Here is a 21,723-nt window from a genome sequence, read left to right on the forward strand (position 1 = left end):
TGCTGAAGCCAGGGTTGAGGGGTCGCACCCCGCTCGGGGTGCGTGGATTGAAACTACAAGGGTTTCCTTATCTGCGCCGGGCAGTTGCGTCGCACCCCGCTCGGGGTGCGTGGATTGAAACTTCCGTATTGAGTGTTATCAATGCTGTTCAGGGGTCGCACCCCGCTCGGGGTGCGTGGATTGAAACTTCCGTATTGAGTGTTATCAATGCTGTTCAGGGGTCGCACCCCGCTCGGGGTGCGTGGATTGAAACTGGGGATAAATTGCTTGCCCGCGTTAATTCAGGCGTCGCACCCCGCTCGGGGTGCGTGGATTGAAACTAAAATGTCGCTGTAAGTGCTAACGACTGCATCTGTCGCACCCCGCTCGGGGTGCGTGGATTGAAACCCTTTTATTGAGTTCGCATTTAGCCTTCCTTTTGGTCGCACCCCGCTCGGGGTGCGTGGATTGAAACACTGTCAGTAGGGAACTCCGTGGAAGTTTTGGATGTCGCACCCCGCTCGGGGTGCGTGGATTGAAACCATGGGTACGCGTCGCAATCCTTTAACCTTGATTGTCGCACCCCGCTCGGGGTGCGTGGATTGAAACACTAGTTATTTGTGAGTCTACGGTCTTTCCCTGTCGCACCCCGCTCGGGGTGCGTGGATTGAAACTTCTAACAAAAAAGCATCTGAGGAGAAATGAATTGTCGCACCCCGCTCGGGGTGCGTGGATTGAAACGTGTTGAAGAGAATTCTGCTACTTGATTTTATTAAGTCGCACCCCGCTCGGGGTGCGTGGATTGAAACAATTGCGCGCCGGCTTGCGTGGGGTCCTGAAACTTAGTCGCACCCCGCTCGAGGTGCGTGGATTGAAACTTTGCAGCCACGCAAGCCGATGCTAGACGCAGGGTCGCACCCCGCTCGGGGTGCGTGGATTGAAACACATCCAGATTTGCCGCATAATCCATTTTATTCGTCGCACCCCGCTCGGGGTGCGTGGATTGAAACTGAAAAGAACGTCCGCAAGTTGTCTCGCAGTTGTCGCACCCCGCTCGGGGTGCGTGGATTGAAACTGTTATTAACAGTCCTGTATCCTGCGCGGATCATATGTCGCACCCCGCCCGGGGTGCGTGGATTGAAACCCTCTTTAGGGCGGAGATACGGTTACGGCGGATGCGGTCGCACCCCGCCCGGGGTGCGTGGATTGAAACCCACTTGGGAGTTTAGATATTTCACCTCTGTAAGTCGCACCCCGCCCGGGGTGCGTGGATTGAAACACGAGATGAACGCCAATTTGCTTTTGCCCTTGCGGTCGCACCCCGCCCAGGGTGCGTGGATTGAAACTTAATCCGTATGGATTTGTCAAGGCAATGAATGAGTCGCACCCCACCCGGGGTGCGTGGATTGAAACGTGAGCGGTCAGACCATGACCATTCCCAATGGCGTGTCGCACCCCACCCGGGATGCGTGGATTGAAACTGCATGGGCATTTGGCACAATGAGACTGGCGGAGTCGCACCCCACCCGGGGTGCATGGATTGAAACATCCTTAAACCATCGTCTAGACCATCAAAGCCATAGTCGCACCCCACCCGGGGTGCGTGGATTGAAACTCCGTGCTAACTGGTTTGTAAGAGGTCAGCCTCAACGTCGCACCCCACCCAGGGGGCGTGGATTGAAACTTCTGAACTATATGCGATTTGGTTGCGTGGTGAAGGTCGCACCCCACCCGGGGTGCGTGGATTGAAACCAGTATCTACAACTCATTCATTGAAAAACAAGGAAGTCGCACCCCGCCCGGGGTGCGTGCATTGAAACTGAGGTTGAACAGACACTACAGAGCCAGGAAAAGGGCGCATCCCGCGACAAAGATATTCTCTTATTCAATTTAATGGGGCTTTTCATTATCGGTATTAATAAGCACAATTTCCCCTTTTTCTCTTTATTAGCAATTTTTTACACAACGTTTTAGAAATAGCGTTAACTACTTCACATTCTCAAATTCTCCTTTCTCAAATTCCATATTAATTGAAAGGTCGTGTTATAAAAATTATACACCACAATACCTATTAAGACGTTTACAATAAAGTTTAAGCTAAGTTACTTTGACAACAAGGCCGATCAAAGGAGAAGGAATTTTGTGTATGTGAGCAATAAGTTCAAGTTTATCATTCTCCTCAACTATGAGATGAAACTCAAGAATGGGAAAACAAAGATCGTAAACTTCATCACGACACAAAAATTGAACAAGAATAAGAGGTTTGAAGGGAACAGGTTTGACAGAATATAAAACTCAGCATGGCGGGGCTATCGACACCCTCATAAGGCTAAGCCTCCTCCGTTCCAAGCTATCACGTCTCTACCATGCTGAACTTTACATTGCAAATGTAAAGAGAATATTCGATAAAAGTAAATTATAGCCGTTGGACGTTATGGCAAAACCAAACTACATTTACGATAATGATACTTTCTATCAGATGGTACAAGATAGTGCATACAGACATTACCATCCTTGCAGTTTTTTGTTTTATTTCGTATGTTTGCAATAGTTATCTAAAAGAAATAAAAAAACTCCCACGTTAAACCGCGGGAGCAAGAAATCTTCGGCTTATAGCCTTGTTGTGAAAAGTCTTTCACATCGTATCTGCCGCAAAGATACAGAATAATTTAAAATACAAACATAAAAACCTTAAAAAATGGAACAAAAGACACTCGGACTTGATCTTGGTACCAACTCTATAGGCATTTCTCTACGCAATCCCGCCCTTGGAGATAATCTCAAGGAACAACTAGAATATTTCTCTTCAGACATCTTTGAAGCAGGTGTAGGAACGGACAAAAGCGGAGAATTCTCCTACGCAGCACAGCGCACGACATTTAGAAGTGCTCGCCGCCTCAAACTACATCGCCGCCGACGCCTGCAGGCCACGTTGCGCCTATTGATGGACCACAATCTGTGTCCGCTTTCAGAAGAATCCTATAAACAATGGAGCGTTTATGATAAAACACAAAATCTGAAACGTGAATATCCTATTGGAGATGAAGGTTTCAATCGCTGGATAAAACTTGACTTCAATGCAGATGGTAAACCCGACTACACCAGTCCGTACCAATTGCGCTGCGAATTGGCTACCACGCAACTCGACTTCTCTTCTCCCGAAAACAAATTCAAACTCGGGCGCGCACTCTATCATATTGCTCAACGGAGAGGTTTCAAGAGCAGCAAGGGGGAGACGATTGCTGAACAGGAGAAAAATGAGAAGTTCAGCGCTAATAGCGACGATCTCGAACAAGAAATGAAGAAATCGGAGATGAAGCGCTCAAAAGGTCTTCGAGAACTGCTTGAAACACAAGGCTTGAAGACTATCGGCCAAGCATTTGCCTACTTAGAATCGCAAGGTACGCGCATCCGCAACAATGAAGATATCCAAGCAACGCGCGATCTCTACGAAAAAGAGATTACATACATTTTTAACTTCCAGAAAGAACTCAGCATAGAGAGCGAACTCTACAAACGGCTTGTCAGCACAAAGAAGGGCGAAGGTACCATATTCTATAAGAACCCCTTGCGGTCTCAAAAGGGACTTGTTGGGAAATGTACTCTCGAGCCGAAGAAGGGACGCTGCCCCATCGGCCATCCCGAATTTGAGAAGTTCCGCGCGTGGGCGTTTATTAACAACATACGCTATCGCCGCACTATTGATAGCGATTGGCAAGAGCCTACAACAGAAATGAAAGAAAGACTCTATCGCGAGATCTTCACCGCCCGCGTCAAAGCAGATTTCCTCTTCTCTGAAATTCGTAAGTGGCTTGAAAAAGAACTTGAAGTCCAACTCCATTGGGATAACAATAAGAGCCTCCGCACCATCAACTATGCAGACAAACAGAATGTTGCAGGATGCCCCGTCACCGCTCGCCTCGTCAAACTCTTAGGTACCGATTGGGAAAGATTCCAACAAGAAGGAAGGAAAGAACACAAGACACACAGCAAACAACATCCCACAAAACACACGGTTTGCTACAGTGCCTTAGATATTTGGCACGTCTGTTTCCAAGCAGATGAGTTGGAAGATATGCAAAGTTTTGCCAAAGATTCGCTCCAATGGGACGACGAGAAGTGCAAACTATTGCTACGCGTATGGACGAGTATTCCGCAAGGCTATGCCATGCTAAGTCTCAAAGCCATCCGCAACATCAATCGTATGCTGTGCCGCGGACTAAAATATAGTGATGCTGTAATGCTCGCGAAAGTGCCTGAGATTGCTGGCATGAACGAGAACGAGATTGACACACTCATCGAAACTTTCAGCAAAGACCTCAAAACAGAAGTTGATCGCACGAAAGACATTTATATCATCACAAACTCGCTCATCGCTGATTATAAATCACTCTCCTTCGAAGATCGATTTGCAGAACACGATACAAGCTATTGCTTGCAGGAGAGTGATAAAGAAGACATCGTTCAACATATCATCAAACATTTTGGAGAAGTCACTTGGGGGCTCATGGACGCTGAAGAGCAGGAAACGCTGATGAACGAAGTGGAACAGCTCTATCAAAACTTTTTCAGCAAAACGAAGCGTAATTTCTATGATATCCCAACCTATGCTAGTACGCTCCGCACGTTCCTTTGTGAAAAGTTCCCTCATGTTGACGAACAGGCATGGGCAAGGCTCTATCATCCCTCGCAGATTGCATCCTATCATCCAGAACGCGATAAGAACTGTCCCGATTCATGGCGTTTAGGTACACCAAACATTGAAGCCATTCGCAATCCTGTTGCTCTACGCACACTCAACATACTGCGCCGAAAAATCAACGCGTTGTTAGATGCCAATATGATTGATCCCCTGGAGACTCGCGTTGTGGTAGAGACAACACGAACTCTCAACGACGCCAATATGCGCTGGGCCATCAATCGTTTCCAAAAAGAGCGCGAAGAACAAAATAAAACCATTCGTAGTATTCTTGAAAAAGAATACACAACACGCGCTATCAGTGAGACAGACATCAACACTGCTCGCTATATTCTCGAACAACGCGAAGAACATATCTATCGGACAGAAAAAACAGGAGAACTTCAGCATGGATTCAGCTTCAACATTGATGCAAAGCGTTATAAGCTCTGGTTGGAGCAAGGCGGAATCTGTTTCTATACAGGAAAAGTCATCAACCTCACCAACCTCTTCGATGATAACGCCTTTGATATCGAACACACCCTGCCACGCAGCAAATCGTTCGACAACTCAGACGCCAACCTCACCATTTGCGACGCACATTATAATAGGTACATCAAGAAGAACATTCTCCCCGCACATCTGCCCAACTTCGAGCATGACCAGACCATCAATGGTACACTCTACACCGCCATTAAGCCACGTTTGGAAATGTGGAGAAAGCGTGTTGAACGACTCAAAGTTAATGTAGATTTTTGGAAGAACCGTACACGCCGTGCACAAGACAAAGATACACGCGACTATTGTATCCGCCAACGCCACCTCTGGCAAATGGAGCTGAACTATTGGCACGAAAAACTATCCCATTTCGAGATGGAAGAAATCAAAGAAGGTTTCCGCAATAGTCAGTTAGTGGACACAGGCATCATCACACGCCATGCAGCACTTTTCCTCAAGAGCCTCTTCAAAAATGTGGAGGTACAGAAAGGAAGTGTCACAGCTGATTTCCGAAAAATACTGGGAATCCAGAGCGTTAATGAAGCAAAGAATCGCGACAAACACTCCCACCATGCCATTGATGCCACCATCCTAACAACTATACCTATTGCTGCTAAACGCGATCGTATGTTAGAAATCTTTCTTAGAATTAAAGAACTCAAGAAGATTCTTTGTTTCTCTAAGGACACAAATAAACAGCAAGAGATTATAAGTCTCAACCAAAAATTACAATATGAAATAAATAGTTGTCATTTAGGTAACGACATCGCATCTCTTCCATCGTACATTGAAAACAATATTATCATTCGACATCTTCGCAAAGAACAGACACAACAAAACAGCCGTCGCACTATTCGTATCAGAGGAAAGAAAATTTATGTAACCGATCATCATGGAAACAAACATAAAAAGTGGAGTTCTGGTGACTCTATAAGAGGAGAACTTTCAGGTCAATCATTCTATGGTGCTATTACTCAATGGAAAAAAAAGACAAATCGTAACGAAACAACTAATCAGAAGGAACAGAACATAATTGATCCAACCATCTATTATGTCATCCGAAAACCATTAGTTTTCAAAAACAATACCAGTGCTCCAGGCTTCTCTAGTTGGGAAGATCTTGAAAAACAGATTGTGAACAAAGCACTCATACCAATGATGAAAAGTCAGTTTTGCGAAGGAACTTCCTTTAAAGAAGCATGTGGACAGCCTATATATATGCTTAACAGAAAGGGAGAAAAAATAAATGTATTACGCCATATTAGATGCTACGTTCGTATTAAAAATCCTATTGCAGTAAAGCAGCACACCTTTCTATCAAATAAACCATATAAACAGACTGTTTATGCAAGTGTAGGAAGTTTATATGCAGCTGCAGAATACACAAATGGGAATAAAAGACAATTCGTCATATATTCTTTGAAAGATATTGCGCAAAACAAGAAAAAGAACAATGAAATAATTCCTAGCAAAATTCTTAATGGGACGAAAACACTAACACTTCAGCGGCTCTTACACGCTAAAGACTCAATTTTAATATATGAGGAATCTCCTGAAGAATTAAAGAAACTTTCAATGACAGAACTTTCAAAACGGCTGTATGTAATTAAAGGTTTTGAAGCTGCAATAACACGTATTAAAGCAGTTAATCATCTTTACAATATAGACGAAACAGGAGAAACTATAACTGACTATCAAAATTTGCCTATCACAATCAGATTAAGTCTTAATAAACTCAAGTTCCTTCTTCATGGTTATGATTTTAAATTTACAACAAGTGGTTTAGAATTCTTAGATAAATGATCAAGAAAACGCTCTACTTTGGAAATCCTGCTTACCTCAACCTCCGCGACAGACAGCTTGTTCTCCGTCTGCCCGAGGTTGAGCAGGCTTCCAATCTCTCTGCCACCTTCAAGCAAAAAGCGGAAAGGACCATCCCGATTGAAGACATCGGCATCGTCGTATTAGATCATCAGCGCATCACCATCACACAAGGCCTATTGGCAAAACTTCTCGACAATGAATGCGCCGTAATCACCTGCGACGAACGGCGTATGCCTACAGGACTGCTTCTTCCTCTCACTGGCAACACACTACAAAGCGAACGCTTCCGCCAGCAAATTGAATCATCTCTCCCGCTCCGCAAACAATTATGGCAACAAACCATCCAGCAGAAAATCCTAAACCAAGCCGCTGTTCTGCAACGCTGTAGCCACTACGAAACACGATGTATGAAAGTTTGGAGCGAAGAAGTAAAGAGCGGCGACACATCCAACTTAGAAGCTCGTGCTGCTGTCTACTATTGGCAACACTTCTTCCCCACTCATCCTCTTTTCGTTCGCGACAGAGAAGCAACAGATCCTAACCAACTTTTCAATTACGGCTACGCCATCCTGCGCGCAGTCATAGCCCGCGCTCTCGTAGTAAGTGGACTTCTCCCCACTCTCGGCCTTCACCACCACAACCGGTATAATGCCTACTGCTTGGCCGATGATATCATGGAACCTTATCGCCCCTTTGTCGATGAATTGGTATTTCAGTTAGTAGCTCAATACGATTTCTGGGCAGAAAACGCAATACTAACAACAGAACTCAAACGAGAGTTGCTCTCTATCCCAACGCTAGATGTCATCATCGGAGGTAAGCGCAGCCCACTGATGGTGGCAGCTGGCATCACGACAGCCTCACTCGCCAAATGCTTTGCAGGAGAACAACGCAAACTGATCTTTCCGCAATTCGCATGAAACGCTTTAGTGAATATCGCATTATGTGGGTATTAGTATTCTTCGATCTCCCTACGCTGACAAAAGAAGAAAAGAAAGCATACACCGAATTCCGCAAAAATCTCCAGCGGGATGGTTTCATAATGTTCCAATTATCCATCTATGCCCGCCACTGCTCCAGCATTGAGAATGCAAAAGTTCACATCAAACGTGTCAAATCTTTCCTCCCCGAATCTGGAAATGTTGGCATTATGAGTATCACAGACAAACAGTTTGGAGCTATCGAAATTTTCCAAGGAGCACGCTACAAAGCTCCAAACGCTCCAGGACAGCAACTCGAATTATTCTAACAAAAAAGGTCCCACCCTAATGGTGAGACCTTTTTTTGCATCATTTTTCTTTTTCTGCAACTAACACTTATTTGATTATAAATCAAACTCTTGCAAGCATCCAGTTGTGAACGATAATGCAAAGATACGATTCTGAAAGCAATTCACAACACCAGCGTCGGGGAGTTCTCCGTCGCTCGCGTTGTGAACGATAATGCAAAGATACGATTCTGAAAGCAATTCACAACCTTTTTGTAATTCTAATATTGTCATATTTAGTTGTGAACGATAATGCAAAGATACGATTCTGAAAGCAATTCACAACAGGTCGGGTACATTGAATGCACCGTTGCAAGTTGTGAACGATAATGCAAAGATACGATTCTGAAAGCAATTCACAACCGCGCGGCCGAATAGAAGAATTATCTCATGTTGTGAACGATAATGCAAAGATACGATTCTGAAAGCAATTCACAACTCCTCTGAATAATATTTCTCTTTTCATGTTGTTGTGAACGATAATGCAAAGATACGATTCTGAAAGCAATTCACAACCTCGAAGACAACCGCCTCACCTCCTTGCTTGTTGTGAACGATAATGCAAAGATACGATTCTGAAAGCAATTCACAACCGTTATCTATTTTGTCTGCAAGTGAACCAAGTTGTGAACGATAATGCAAAGATACGATTCTGAAAGCAATTCACAACGAGGTTAAAAGTTATTTGCTTGGGACAATCGTTGTGAACGATAATGCAAAGATACGATTCTGAAAGCAATTCACAACTATGATGCCTCCTGTTTTCTTTTAGGGCAAGTTGTGAACGATAATGCAAAGATACGATTCTGAAAGCAATTCACAACACAGACAAAGACATCTTGGCATAGAGCAAGTTGTGAACGATAATGCAAAGATACGATTCTGAAAGCAATTCACAACTATTGTGAGACAATCAAGACAGAGACAATGGTTGTGAACGATAATGCAAAGATACGATTCTGAAAGCAATTCACAACATGGCGCAGCCTTGGCAAGCAGTCCGAGATGTTGTGAACGATAATGCAAAGATACGATTCTGAAAGCAATTCACAACGATATGTTATCGGATAAAATCAAACAAGAGTTGTGAACGATAATGCAAAGATACGATTCTGAAAGCAATTCACAACAGCATTTCTTTTGCATGTTCAAACTCTTCGTTGTGAACGATAATGCAAAGATACGATTCTGAAGGCAATTCACAACCAAATCTTTTATGATCGTCATCGAAGGAAAGACAAAACCTACACTTACGATGAGATTTCCACAAATGGCTTAAAAATAAGACAGGCAGACTTGATATAATCACGACTGCCTGAATGTAGGGTCCAAACCTCTTACGAGGAATGATCCAGTGCAAAGATAATAACACTTCTTCAAAATCAAGTAATTATGAAGAAATTTATCGAAATTTTCAAAGAATCAAATCACTACAAGCATCTTTTAGGTAGTTTCGGGATCGGTCTGTGCTAAAGTTGTCCTGATTATGGTCTTTCTCCATACGTCCGATAATGCCAGAAAGTTGATGCCGCATGAGTTCTCTCAGTCTCCTTTGCTCCTACTCTATGAGTTTTACGAAATCTTTTGCGTCCACTTATTTTTCAAAATAAATTGTATATTTGCATGGGATTTACAGAGAATTCATTCTCTTGTACTTCCACCTGCGCCGGGGTGTTCCATGAAAAACCCGGCTTTTTTTATTCTTTTTGATAGATGAGACTCATCCATGATGAATAGTACTATGCCCCATTCTAAACAACTGCATCTGGTATTCATTTTCAAGGTGATCGATGTAAGCCCTCCGAAGAAGCGTTCGGCATTCGGTCCATCATGGGATTACTTTTCTTTAGAAATGAGAGTATTTTGTTCGTAACTTGTTATGTTGCAAAATATTGTTATCTTTGCAGCGTGTGAATGTCGAAGATTCGGCGCGATAACTTCAAGCTTTCCTTTCACACTTTCAAAGGTGGCTTCGGTCACCTTTTTATTTTTTCTAATTCAGTCCTTATTATTTCATTCGTTTGCCTCGCCTCTCCAGAAAAGAAATCATAGCCTTGTCAGTGTATATTACATAGCACTACTCACTTATGTATGATGCAGCGTGCAAACTCATACGCCAGCAGCATACAGGAAGAAGAGAAGAAGAGGAAGCAAGGGAGGAAGAATAAAACACCGACATGTGAAAATCCGCATCGCTCTCTCTGCAAAGAGAGCAATAACTTTTCAAAACACAAAAAGTCATAAAGTGCAACGGAAACTTCATGTACATCCCTACGAGGATATAAAAAAAGAAAAGCAATGATCCGTCGCCTTCCTCGTGTGTCTCGCGATAAACGCGAGACGAAGGATAACTTGATACATTGCTTTAGGGCAAAAGTAGCAATAACTTTTCAAAACACAAAAAGTTATAAAGTAAAACAGAAACTTCATGTACATCCCTACGAGGATATAAAAAAAAGAAAAGCAATGATCCGTCGCCTTCCTCGTGTGTCTCGCGATAAACACGAGACGAAGGATAACTTGATACATTGCTTTAGGGCAAAAGTAGCAATAACTTTTCAAAACACAAAAAGTTACGAATAAAATTCTCTCTTTTCTAAAGCGCTAAACAATAATGCACACAAAGATACGCCCCCGAAAGTAGCTCACAACAAAAAACCCAGCGATGAAGCTGGGAGTTGAGCGAGGGACGGTCTCTGAAGGTTAACCGCACCCCTCGCACTGCAAATATACGGAAAAATCTGTGTAATCTTCCTTTTTTGCAATTTTGATTGTCTTCAGCAGAAAAAGGCGAAAAAAACATATCTTTTATTTCATCGTCCATAGCCTTATTGCGTTTGAGAACAGAATAAGGCTGTCAGCTGATAGCCTTATTCTGTCAGCCGACACCCTTATTGTAGCGAAGCTGATGATAAGGAAAGCCGAAGCGAAGAGGATACATTCTCCTCTCTCTGCTTTGTTTTCATGCCGTCACGTCGTCACGTTGTCACACTTCCATTATAACAAACTGGAAACATGCATGGTGCGCGGGTGACAACAGCGTGACAACAAAATCAAAACACAAATCGTTGCCACACGTCTAAACTCCTGTTTATCAACCCATCAGCACTTCCGTGACAACGTGACAACAAAACAAATAGTTTCGTACGTGGAGGAAAAAAACGACAATATCCCATGCAGCATTCTGTGTCCTCTCCACGCTACACACATACAGCTCTAATGTAAATATATAGGGCGCAAAAGAGATGAAAGATAGAAAGGAGGAGAGGATGATAAAGTTTTTTTACGATTTTATTGCAGATTTTGTTAACTTTACTTGGCATAATAAAATATAGTATATATATTTGCCTATCCCAACTAAAGTTAACATCTATACAACTACTTAAATCATGCAAACAACACCGATGCTTTCGGCTCCGAAAGCAATAAAAAAGGCATTCCGCGACTACGCCGTCTTCAGTGGACGCTCGCGCCGGTCGGAATTCTGGTGGTTCGCACTATTCAACACGGTTGTGACCATGGGTTTGCAGTTTGCATTTTTCACGATCTCTGTTATCACGGGACTTGTTTGGGTAAAATTCCTTGTTTATCTCTATTCTTTGGCAACACTCATTCCGTCCTTCGCCGTCGCGGTGCGACGCTTACATGACACGGGACGGAGCGGCGGTTGGACTGTCGGGCTTTTCTTCTCGGCAATTCCAATGATACCTACTCTCCCTTTAGCCGTATGGAATGGCTATATCTGGGCAGTAGTGATTCTCTCTCTTTGCGCTCTGATCTGCTTAGCTCTCAGCATCACCATCTTGGTGTTCTGCGCCAGCGATTCGAGTACATACAGCAACAAGTATGGGCCTTCGCCCAAATATATAGACTAATATCTACAAAAGTCAATCAAAATTTAATTGTTTCGGAGGAGCGCTACATTGCGAAATGTGGCCTCCTCTTTTTCTTTCTAAGAAATGATACATTTAGGAAGGAACTGAAAGAGAGAAAAAACGGACAAAAGAGTCAGAGATACTACTTTCTTCTGTGTCAAAATAGTTGGAGACATACGCTTCTGTAGGAATCCATGTGCTCCGCATCTAAAATTCTTTAATTCCTCAAAGCTACCGTTTTTTTGGTGTATTTTTGCGTAAGACTTAACGCACAAAAAATGTTTCACAGACTTTTTCTATATCTCCCCGCCCTTCTGCTGCTGCTCGCCAGTTGCAGCAGTGGCAAAAATCAGCACAATAAAGACAAGCAGCAAAGCCCTGCCGATACCGTGGTGGACGAGGCCCTCCGCCGACAGCTGGCGGACTACATCAAGCAGAAGCCACAAGCCGACCATTTGGGGCTTTATGTCTACGACCTCACGGCCGACAAACCCGTTTTTGGCTATCGCGAACAAACCCCGATGCCACCGGCTTCGTGCATGAAACTCATCAGTGGCGTGGCGGCTATGCACCTGCTCACAGACAAATACTTCTACCGCACCACGCTCTACACGAAAGGACGCATCCTCAACGGCGTATTGCAAGGCGATGTAGTGCTACAAGGCAGTCTCGACCCGCAACTCTACGCTCCCGACCTCGCTATGTTCACCAACGCCCTGAAGCGTCGCGGCATCCAGGAGGTGGAGGGCAATGTCTTCTTCGCGCCCGTCCACGATGAAGTACCCACGCCTGAGCAACATTGGGGCCCTGGCGATGTAGTGCTCCCTCAGTACGGACTCTTCTACCAACCGCGCCCCACCATCTTGCGCGCCCTCCGCAACGCACTGCAGCGCGCCGGCATCAAAGTGGACGCCGCACGAGTGGGCATAGGCACAGTGCCCCATGGAGCGCGCCGAATCTTCCGCTTCAGCCGCCAAATGGGCCTCGTCCTCGGGCGCGCATGGCACAACAGTAGTAACACGCAGAGCAACGGCCTCCTCTATACCCTCGGCTTAGAGTCGGCGCCCAGTGCATCCGCAAATCCCGACCGCCACGACCTGCGCCAGCGCGGCGTGGACTATATACACCGCTTTGTGCGTGAGCAGCTCGATAGCACTGGAACAAATACCATCCACGACGCTTGCGGCCTCTGCTCCGAAAACCGCGTCACAGCCCAGCTCCTCGTTAAGACCCTGCGCTACGCTTACCACCATCCCGACATCTACCGCATGATGCGCGCCCACCTTCCTATCTCGGGCACCAGCGGCTCTTTCCGCCACATGATGGAACGCAGCACAGCGCGCGGTAAGATTCAGGCCAAAACCGGCACACTCACTCGCCCCTACGGTATCTCCACACTATCGGGCTTTTGCCGCGGACAAAACGGCCATCTCTTGGCTTTCGCCATTCTCAATAGCCAGATGTCTATCCTCGATGCCCGCCCCATTCAGCAACGGCTCTGCGAAATCATGATTCAGTAGGGAGAAGGGAAACAATGGAAGAAGCAGAAGGAAAAGCCCAAAGGCTTTGCCTAAAAATCCGCCCGCTCTGCCGATAGGCTTATTTGGCGTTTTTATCACAATATCGTATTTTTGCAGTCAAACCAATCATTATGTTCGAAATAGAAAAAATAGAGAACCGCGTGGAAAAGGCGGTGCTCGTTGCGCTCATCACCAAAACGCAGGACGAACGCCAAGCTAACGAATACCTCGACGAGCTGGCTTTTCTGGCCGAAACGGCTGGCGCGGAATGCGTCAAACGCTTCACGCAGAAGCTCGATGGACCCAATTCTGTCACTTATGTGGGCAAAGGAAAGCTCGAAGAGATGCGCAGCTGGATCGAGTCCGAACTCGAAGCGGAGCGGGATGTAGATATGGTGATCTTCGACGACGAACTCAGCGCGAAGCAGATCCGCAACATTGAGAACGAGCTGAAAGTGCGCGTCATCGACCGCACACAACTCATCCTCGACATCTTCGCCATGCGCGCCCAGACGGCCAACGCCAAGACGCAAGTGGAGCTGGCTCAATACAAATATATGCTGCCGCGCTTGCAGCGCATGTGGACCCACCTCGAACGTCAGGGTGGCGGCTCTGGCTCGGGCGGTGGAAAAGGTTCGGTAGGCCTTCGCGGTCCGGGTGAGACACAGCTCGAGATGGACCGCCGAATCATCCTCAACCGTATGGCACTGCTCAAAAGTCGCTTGGCGGAAATCGACAAACAAAAGCGCACGCAGCGTTCCAACCGCGGCCGCATGATTCGCGTGGCTCTTGTGGGCTATACGAACGTGGGAAAATCCACGCTCCTCAACCTCATGGCCAAGACGGAGGTGTTCGCCGAAAACAAACTCTTCGCCACGCTCGACACGACGGTCCGAAAGGTGGTTATCGACAATCTGCCGTTCCTCCTCTCCGACACCGTGGGCTTCATCCGCAAGATTCCCACCGACCTCGTTGATTCATTCAAATCCACCCTTGATGAGGTGCGCGAGGCCGACCTCCTGCTCCACGTTGTCGATATTTCGCACCCCGATTTCGAGGAGCAAATCGAGGTGGTCAACCGCACGCTGGCCGACTTGGGTTGTGCGGAGAAACCTGTCATTATCGTGTTCAACAAAGTGGACGCTTACACCTGGACGGAGAAAGAGGCTGACGATCTCACGCCGGCAGGTAGCGAGAACGTAAGCCTTGTGGAACTCCAACAAACTTGGATGAACAAGATGAGCGAGAACTGTATTTTCATCTCCGCCCGAGAGCGCCTCAACATCGACGAACTCCGCGACTTGCTCTATAATCGTGTGCGTCAGCTCCACGTTCAGAAATATCCCTACAACGATTTTCTTTTCAATCAGTACGACAGCGACGGCCGTCCGCTCTGATTCATTCTCTCATATCCCTAAAAGCCGAGCCAGTTTGCAGCACCTTCTCTCGTTTCCGTGCTGCCGCGGCTCGGCCTTTTCCCACCCATTATGCAAGAACAACATTCTCGAACCCAACTCCTCTTAGGTCGTCCGGCCATCGATACGCTCGAAGGTAGCAGCGTGGCGGTTTTCGGCGTAGGTGGCGTAGGCGGCTACGTTGTGGAAGTACTCGCCCGCAGCGGTGTGGGCGAACTCGCTCTTTTCGACAACGACCGCGTGTGTCTCTCCAATCTGAACCGACAAATCGTGGCCCTTCATTCCACTGTGGGACAATATAAAGTGGATGCGGCCGAGGCACGTATCCACGACATCAACCCGCATTGCATTGTCCATAAATATCCCACTTTTTATCTTCCCTCAAATGCCGACGACTACGACTTGAGCCAGTACGACTATGTGGTGGATTGTATCGACACGGTCACGGCAAAAATCGAACTCATCAAGCGCTGCCATCAGCTCCACGTACCTATCATTTCAAGCATGGGAGCTGCCAACAAAATGGATGCAACGGCCTTTCGCGTGACGGATATTACCAAGACAACAATGGACCCTCTGGCGAAAGTTATCCGCAAGAAACTTCGCACTCTGCGCATACCTCATCTCAAAGTGGTGTATAGCGAGGAGAAACCGCTCCGCCCGCTCATCGAGGAGATGCCCGCCGATGCAACCCAGAACACTTCCGCTGCTACTCAGACTCCTGCCACCGCCTCCCCCACTCCCTCTGCTGATGCGAAGATGCCCACCACTGCGGAGCGGCGCTCCGTCCCCGCCAGCAATGCTTTCGTACCTGCTGCTGCGGGTCTCATCGCGGGCGGCGAAGTGGTGAAGGATCTCCTCCGTTTGGCCGACACCTATCGCATCGCGCCTGCCGACATGGCCAACAGTCCTGCCGCCCAAGCTGCGGCCGAACGGGCCAAAGCCCACCGCGAACGTGTCAGCAAAATCCACAACAAAGGAGAATAAAAAAGCTGCCTGCTTCTCCGACCAGTCTGACTAATCCGACCAGTCAGACAAGTCTGACCCGTCCGACCCGTCCGAATTGTCCGACAAGTCCAATTCTTCAAAGCACCATCTATTCAAAAGAAAGCCCCGAGCATTCAGCGAATGTTCGGGGCTAAAATTATGGAGTTGTCAGAGATTACTTGCAGCTGCCGCAAGTGGGTTTGATTTGTTTGAAGAAATCATTGCCCTTATCGTCGACAAGGATAAAGGCGGGGAAATCTTCCACGCGAATCTTCCACACGGCTTCCATACCGAGTTCGGGATATTCCACACACTCGATGCTCTTTATATTATTATAGGAGAGGATAGCTGCTGGACCGCCAATCGAACCGAGGTAGAAACCGCCGTGCTTCTTGCAGGCATCGGTCACCACTTGCGTGCGGTTGCCCTTGGCAATCATCACCATCGAACCGCCCATACTCTGGAAGAGGTCTACATAGGGGTCCATGCGGTTGGCAGTTGTCGGACCCATAGATCCGCAGGCCATACCCTTCGGCGTCTTTGCCGGACCAGCGTAGAGCACAGGGTGGTTCTTCAAATAATCAGGGATACCTTCACCGGCATCAATGCGGGCTTTGATCTTAGCGTGGGCAATGTCGCGCGCCACAATGATGGTGCCACTCATGCTCAAGCGCGTGCTCACGGGATACTTAGTGAGTTCCTTGAGCACTTCTTCCATCGGTTGGTCGAGGTCGATTTTCACACCGCCACCTTCGCCGGCGTTGCGGAGTTCCTCCGGAATCCAACGCGTAGGATTATCGTCGAGTTTCTCAATCCAAATACCGTCCTTATTGATCTTACACTTAATGTTACGGTCGGCCGAGCAACTCACGCCGATGCCTACAGGCAGACTTGCGCCGTGGCGGGGCAAACGAACCACACGAATATCGTGGGCAAAATATTTACCGCCAAACTGAGCACCAAGTCCTATCTTATAGGCCTCTTCGAGCAACTGTTTCTCCAGTTCGAGGTCGCGGAAAGCGCGGCCGGTCTCGTCACCCGTAGTGGGGAGGTTATCGTAATAGTGAGTAGAAGCCAGTTTCACGGTCATCAAGTTCTTCTCCGCACTCGTACCACCGATGACGATACCGATATGGTAAGGCGGGCAGGCAGCCGTACCGAGGCTCTTCATCTTTTCAATGAGGAACGGAATGAGCGTAGGCTCGTTGAGAATGGCTTTCGTTTCCTGGAAGAGATACGTCTTATTGGCCGAACCGCCACCCTTCATCACGCAGAGGAATTTATACTCGTCGCCTTCCTCAGCTTCGATGTCGATTTGTGCGGGCAGGTTGCAGCGCGTATTCACCTCCTCAAACATAGAGAGCGGCGCATTCTGTGAGTAGCGGAGATTCTCCTCCGTATAAGTTTTATAGACACCGTGTGCGATAGCCTCAGCATCGTCGAAATCAGTCCAAACGCGCTGTCCCTTTTCTCCGTGAACGATGGCCGTACCCGTATCTTGGCAGATGGGGAGCTGACCCTTCGCTGCAATTTCTGCATTGCGCAGGAACGTGAGTGCCACGTATTTGTCGTTGTCAGAAGCCTCCGGGTCGCTCAGAATCTTGGCCACTTGTGCGTTGTGGGCGGGGCGGAGCAGGAAAGCCACATCGCGGAAGGCCTGATTGGTCATGCGTGTCAGGGCTTCGGGTGTTACTTTCAGGATTGTCTTACCTTCGAACTCGCTGGTGCTGACGCCTTCTTTCGTCAGCAGATAGTACTCCGTGTCGTCCTTGCCGAGCTGGAACATAGGAGCATACTTGAATTCCGGTGTTTGTGCCATAATGCTATGAGTTATTTAATGATTATGTTGCTGCGAAATTAAGTATTATAATTCAAATAGGAAAGATGGCGCGGAGAAAAGAGGCAGAAACGCACAAGTGTACACACAGTAAAGACAATCCGGCAGAAACGACACATCTGTAAAGGCTTTTCCTTATTGTATTTCTGCTTTTTATGAAAATTTTGTATCTTCGCCACCATAATTCATTTAACAAATTACTAAACACCAACAAATCTATGAGAAAATTGTTACTCTTGCTGCTTGTTTTGCTGGGCGTCAGCTCGCTGCAAGCGCAGGTTTTGCCGTCGTTCTCTACGGCCGACAATCCAGTTTGGTACCACGTTCAGTTTAAGACGGGTTCCAACTGCTTGGCAGACCAAGGGCGCGGCAACGCACTCAAAACTGCGACAAAAGCAAATGTCGATGCGCAGAAATGGGCCTTTATTGGCACGAAGGACAACTTTGTGTTGCTCTCCAAGAAAGGCAACTACGTTAATTTCAATAGCTCAAACTTCACCACCTCCGCTACTGGTGTTGCGCTGAAGATGGTGGAGAGCACCAACGCTGCGGCTTCCGACTGTTGGGAGATACAGCGCAAGACTTCGTCACAAAGTATGAACCAATGGGGCGGTACGTCGGCTGGCGTGAACCTCGGAGAGTGGACCGCCGGCGACAACAACAATCCCGTTCGTTTTGTGGCTACTGAGGCCAAACTGCCTGTGTTTAGCACCGAAACATCCTCTACTTTCTATTTCGTAAAGTTCTGCCAAGGTGGCGGCTTTTTGGCCGACCAGGGTGCAGGCAACAGCGTTCAGACAGCAGCTGCCGACCCCATACCAACGCAGAAGTGGAAACTCGTGGGCACTCAAAGCAATTTCCAACTCGTCAACGAGGCCGGGCTCTACGCCTACGTGGACGGAACAGGCAATGCCGCACGCATCAAAACGCGCACCACGCCCGATGCCAACGGCTTCTCTCTGGCCACAACAGGTGTGGCAGCATTTAGCCCCAACTGGGAGATCCACGCCAACGGTATCAGTGGCAACAACGCTTTCAATCAATGGGGCGGTGCGCAACTGGGACACGAGATTGGTTTGTGGGCGGCTAACGACGTGAACAACCCCGTGGAGTTTGTCCTACCTAAGGACATGACCTACGCTGACTACAAGATGGAGGGCATCGACCCTGCATCTGTAAGCGGATTGTCCAAACTCACGCTTTGGTACACACAGCCCGCTACGCTCGGCGGAACATCGAACAATTGGATGGAATATTCCTTGCCCATCGGCAATGGCCAGTTGGGCGCGAGCCTCTTCAATGGCGCTTATAAGGACGAAGTACAATTCAATGAGAAAACCCTCTGGAGTGGTTCGAGCACGGACAACGGCAGTTCCTACGGGGCATACCAGAACTTCGGCTCCCTCTTTGCCGAAGATTTGAGCGGAGATTTCGATTTCGGCTCAGATAAGAAAGTGAAAAACTATTATCGTGCGCTCGACTTGACCCGCGCCATTGGTTCAACACACTTCACCAATGCTGACGGCAGCAAGACTTATGACCGCACCTATCTTGCCAGCTTCCCCGACCGCGTTATTGCTGTGCGCTACGCTTGCAACAAACCGGGAAGCCTCTCCCTGCGCTTCACGCTCAAACCGGGCGTAAAAGCCAACCTCTCCTATGCCGACGGCGAAGGAACGTTCAGCGGCAAACTCACCACGGTGACGTTCAACGCTCGCATGAAGGTGGTGCCCGTTGGCGGTACGATGACCACGGATGCCAACGGCGTGGAGGTGCGCAATGCTGATGAGATTTGCGTGTATCTTGCTGCTGGTACTGATTTCGATGCTTACAAGACTACGTATATCAGTAACACCGCTGCTCTTCCCAGCACGATGAAAGAGCGCGTGGACGCTGCCGCACAGAAAGGTATGGCAGCCATCTTGACGGATCATGTGGCCGACTATCGCAACTACTTCGACCGTGTGGATTTCTCCCTCGAAGGTTCGGAGAATGCTATACCTACCAACAAACTGGTGGATGCTTACTCAGCTGACAATACTGGCGTGAAGGGTTCTTCCCTCATGCTCGAACAGCTCTACTTTGCTTACGGCCGCTACCTCGAGATCGCTTCTTCACGCGGTGTGGATCTGCCCAGCAACTTGCAGGGTATCTGGAACAACAGCAATACTCCGCCTTGGGCTTCGGATATTCACTCCAATATCAACGTGCAGATGAACTACTGGCCGGCAGAACCTACTAACTTGAGCGAAATGCACCTGCCGTTCCTCAATTATATCACCAACATGGCTATGAATCATGGTCAGTGGCAGAAGTATGCCAAGGATGCCGGCCAAACGAAGGGTTGGACTTGCTATACTGAGAACAATATCTTCGGCGGTGTAGGTGGTTTCATGCATAATTATGTCATCGCCAACGCTTGGTATGCCACTCACCTCTGGCAGCACTATCGCTACACGCTCGACCGCGACTTCTTGCTCAGCGCCTTCCCCACAATGTGGAGTGCTTCGCAATTCTGGATTGAGCGCATGAAGCTGGCTGCCGATGGCACTTACGAATGCCCCAGCGAATACTCTCCCGAACAAGGTCCTACGGAAAATGCCGTAGCTCATGCGCAGCAACTCGTGGTTGAGCTCTTGCAGAACACCAAAGACGCTGCCGACATTCTGGGCAGCGATGCTAATCTCTCCGCTGCTGATAAAGCAAAACTGGAAGACCGCTTGGAGAAGGCCGATAAAGGTCTCGCCATCGAAAAATATACGGGCAAATGGGGTTCTCCTCACCACGGCGTGAGCAACGGTCAAGACCTTCTGCGCGAATGGAAATATAGCTCCTACACGCGCGGCGAAGATGGCCACCGCCACCAGAGCCATCTGATGTGTCTCTATCCTTTCAATCAGGTGACACCTGGTAGCCCTTACTTCAAGGCTGCTGTCAATTCTCTGAAACTCCGTTCCGATGAATCAACAGGATGGTCTATGGGCTGGCGCATCAACCTCTGGGCGCGCGCTCAAGACGGCGACCATGCTCGCGTGATACTCCACCGCGCTCTGCGCCACGCTACGTCGTTCGGCACAAACCAGTACGCTGGCGGTATCTACTACAATCTCTACGACGCACACGCTCCGTTCCAGATCGATGGTAACTTCGGTGCTTGTGCAGGTATTGCAGAGATGCTCATGCAGAGCGCAACGGACACCATCGTAGTGCTACCCGCTCTCCCCTCTGTTTGGAAGGCTGGTCATATCAAGGGTCTCAAAGCCATTGGTAACTACACGGTAGATATTGCATGGAAGGCAGGTAAGGCCACTCGCATCACGGTGACGAATGTGAAGGGACAAGCCGGAACCGTGAAGTATCCCGGCATCGGTCAAGCCAACTGCTACATCGACGGCACAAAGCAGCCCGCTGGCGCAAACAGCAACACCGCTGCTATCCCTGCTCGTCAGGGTGCCGTAGTAGTGTTCGACATCGACGGCAGCTATCAGCCCACGGGCGTCAGGCAAGTCACAGAAAATGCGCCGCTCTTCACGGTCGAAGGCCGCACGGTGACCCTCAAAGGTACTGACGTTGAAAGCGTGAGCGTTTACGACCTCCAAGGTCGCAAGTTTGTGCAGACCGCTAACCGCACATTCACTATCCCCGCCGCAGCAGGCAACACCGTTGTTCTCCAACTGGGCAACCATTCCTATAAGGTGGCTCTCTAAGAGCATCCCACCTCTTAACGCAAAGAGCGAACCCGCCCCGCAGCAGGTTCGCTCTTTTTCTATGACAAATATCCACACGCCATTCCCCATTATGGTTGCTCCACAAAACGCCATCAAGCAGTGCGTGGATATCCTT

The 21,723-nt window shown here is 48.0% G+C and carries 9 protein-coding genes and 2 CRISPR repeat arrays; of the genes, 8 read left to right on the forward strand and 1 reads right to left on the reverse strand.

Annotation, left to right across the window (positions count from 1 at the left end):
* Positions 1-21 precede the first annotated feature (21 nt).
* Positions 22-1,594: direct repeats of the CRISPR family, unit length 33 nt; unit sequence GTCGCACCCCGCTCGGGGTGCGTGGATTGAAAC.
* A 1,083-nt stretch (positions 1,595-2,677) separates the two neighbouring features.
* From cas9 to ACO4R2_RS01740, 7 genes are all read left to right on the forward strand, one after another.
* Complete coding sequence (gene cas9, locus ACO4R2_RS01710; protein ID WP_484768930.1) at positions 2,678-6,958, forward strand: type II CRISPR RNA-guided endonuclease Cas9; 4,281 nt, start codon at positions 2,678-2,680, stop codon at positions 6,956-6,958.
* Positions 6,955-7,899: a type II CRISPR-associated endonuclease Cas1 gene (gene cas1 / locus ACO4R2_RS01715; RefSeq protein ID WP_484768931.1), complete on the forward strand. Its 945-nt coding sequence runs from the start codon at positions 6,955-6,957 to the stop codon at positions 7,897-7,899. Before cas9 ends, cas1 begins: the two co-directional genes overlap by 4 nt.
* Positions 7,896-8,228, forward strand: coding sequence for a CRISPR-associated endonuclease Cas2 (gene cas2 / locus ACO4R2_RS01720; protein WP_311489766.1), 333 nt, complete (start codon positions 7,896-7,898; stop codon positions 8,226-8,228). The genes cas1 and cas2 overlap by 4 nt, the downstream gene beginning before the upstream one ends.
* A gap of 103 nt (positions 8,229-8,331) precedes the next feature.
* Positions 8,332-9,452: a CRISPR direct-repeat array (repeat unit 47 nt; unit sequence GTTGTGAACGATAATGCAAAGATACGATTCTGAAAGCAATTCACAAC).
* 2,183 nt (positions 9,453-11,635) lie between these two features.
* A complete protein-coding gene (locus ACO4R2_RS01725; RefSeq protein WP_311489765.1) occupies positions 11,636-12,121 on the forward strand; it encodes a DUF805 domain-containing protein in 486 nt (161 codons plus the stop codon).
* A gap of 278 nt (positions 12,122-12,399) precedes the next feature.
* Complete coding sequence (locus ACO4R2_RS01730; RefSeq protein WP_484768932.1) at positions 12,400-13,641, forward strand: D-alanyl-D-alanine carboxypeptidase/D-alanyl-D-alanine-endopeptidase; 1,242 nt, start codon at positions 12,400-12,402, stop codon at positions 13,639-13,641.
* Between the two features lie 131 nt (positions 13,642-13,772).
* Complete coding sequence (gene hflX / locus ACO4R2_RS01735) at positions 13,773-15,038, forward strand: GTPase HflX (RefSeq protein WP_484768933.1); 1,266 nt, start codon at positions 13,773-13,775, stop codon at positions 15,036-15,038.
* Between the two features lie 90 nt (positions 15,039-15,128).
* Positions 15,129-16,043 (forward strand): tRNA threonylcarbamoyladenosine dehydratase, encoded by a 915-nt coding sequence (locus ACO4R2_RS01740; protein WP_484768934.1) that lies wholly within the window; start codon positions 15,129-15,131, stop codon positions 16,041-16,043.
* Between the two features lie 175 nt (positions 16,044-16,218).
* Here the strand turns inward: ACO4R2_RS01740 and ACO4R2_RS01745 are convergent, their stop codons facing one another.
* Complete coding sequence (locus ACO4R2_RS01745) at positions 16,219-17,862, reverse strand: fumarate hydratase (protein WP_484768935.1); 1,644 nt, start codon at positions 17,860-17,862, stop codon at positions 16,219-16,221.
* Between the two features lie 236 nt (positions 17,863-18,098).
* Here ACO4R2_RS01745 and ACO4R2_RS01750 point away from each other — a divergent pair, with 236 nt between their 5' ends.
* Complete coding sequence (locus ACO4R2_RS01750) at positions 18,099-21,587, forward strand: glycoside hydrolase family 95 protein (protein ID WP_484768936.1); 3,489 nt, start codon at positions 18,099-18,101, stop codon at positions 21,585-21,587.
* Positions 21,588-21,723: the final 136 nt, after the last annotated feature.

Source organism: Alloprevotella sp., assembly GCF_057240785.1.

Excerpts from the sequence above, each read along its gene's own strand:
- ACO4R2_RS01725 (WP_311489765.1), top strand. The coding sequence starts at position 11,636 with ATGCAAACAACACCGATGCTTTCGGCTCCGAAAGCAATAAAAAAGGCA.
- cas1 (WP_484768931.1), top strand. The coding sequence starts at position 6,955 with ATGATCAAGAAAACGCTCTACTTTGGAAATCCTGCTTACCTCAACCTC.
- ACO4R2_RS01740 (WP_484768934.1), top strand. The coding sequence starts at position 15,129 with ATGCAAGAACAACATTCTCGAACCCAACTCCTCTTAGGTCGTCCGGCC.
- ACO4R2_RS01745 (WP_484768935.1), bottom strand. The coding sequence starts at position 17,862 with ATGGCACAAACACCGGAATTCAAGTATGCTCCTATGTTCCAGCTCGGC.
- ACO4R2_RS01730 (WP_484768932.1), top strand. The coding sequence starts at position 12,400 with ATGTTTCACAGACTTTTTCTATATCTCCCCGCCCTTCTGCTGCTGCTC.
- cas9 (WP_484768930.1), top strand. The coding sequence starts at position 2,678 with ATGGAACAAAAGACACTCGGACTTGATCTTGGTACCAACTCTATAGGC.
- ACO4R2_RS01750 (WP_484768936.1), top strand. The coding sequence starts at position 18,099 with ATGAGAAAATTGTTACTCTTGCTGCTTGTTTTGCTGGGCGTCAGCTCG.
- cas2 (WP_311489766.1), top strand. The coding sequence starts at position 7,896 with ATGAAACGCTTTAGTGAATATCGCATTATGTGGGTATTAGTATTCTTC.
- hflX (WP_484768933.1), top strand. The coding sequence starts at position 13,773 with ATGTTCGAAATAGAAAAAATAGAGAACCGCGTGGAAAAGGCGGTGCTC.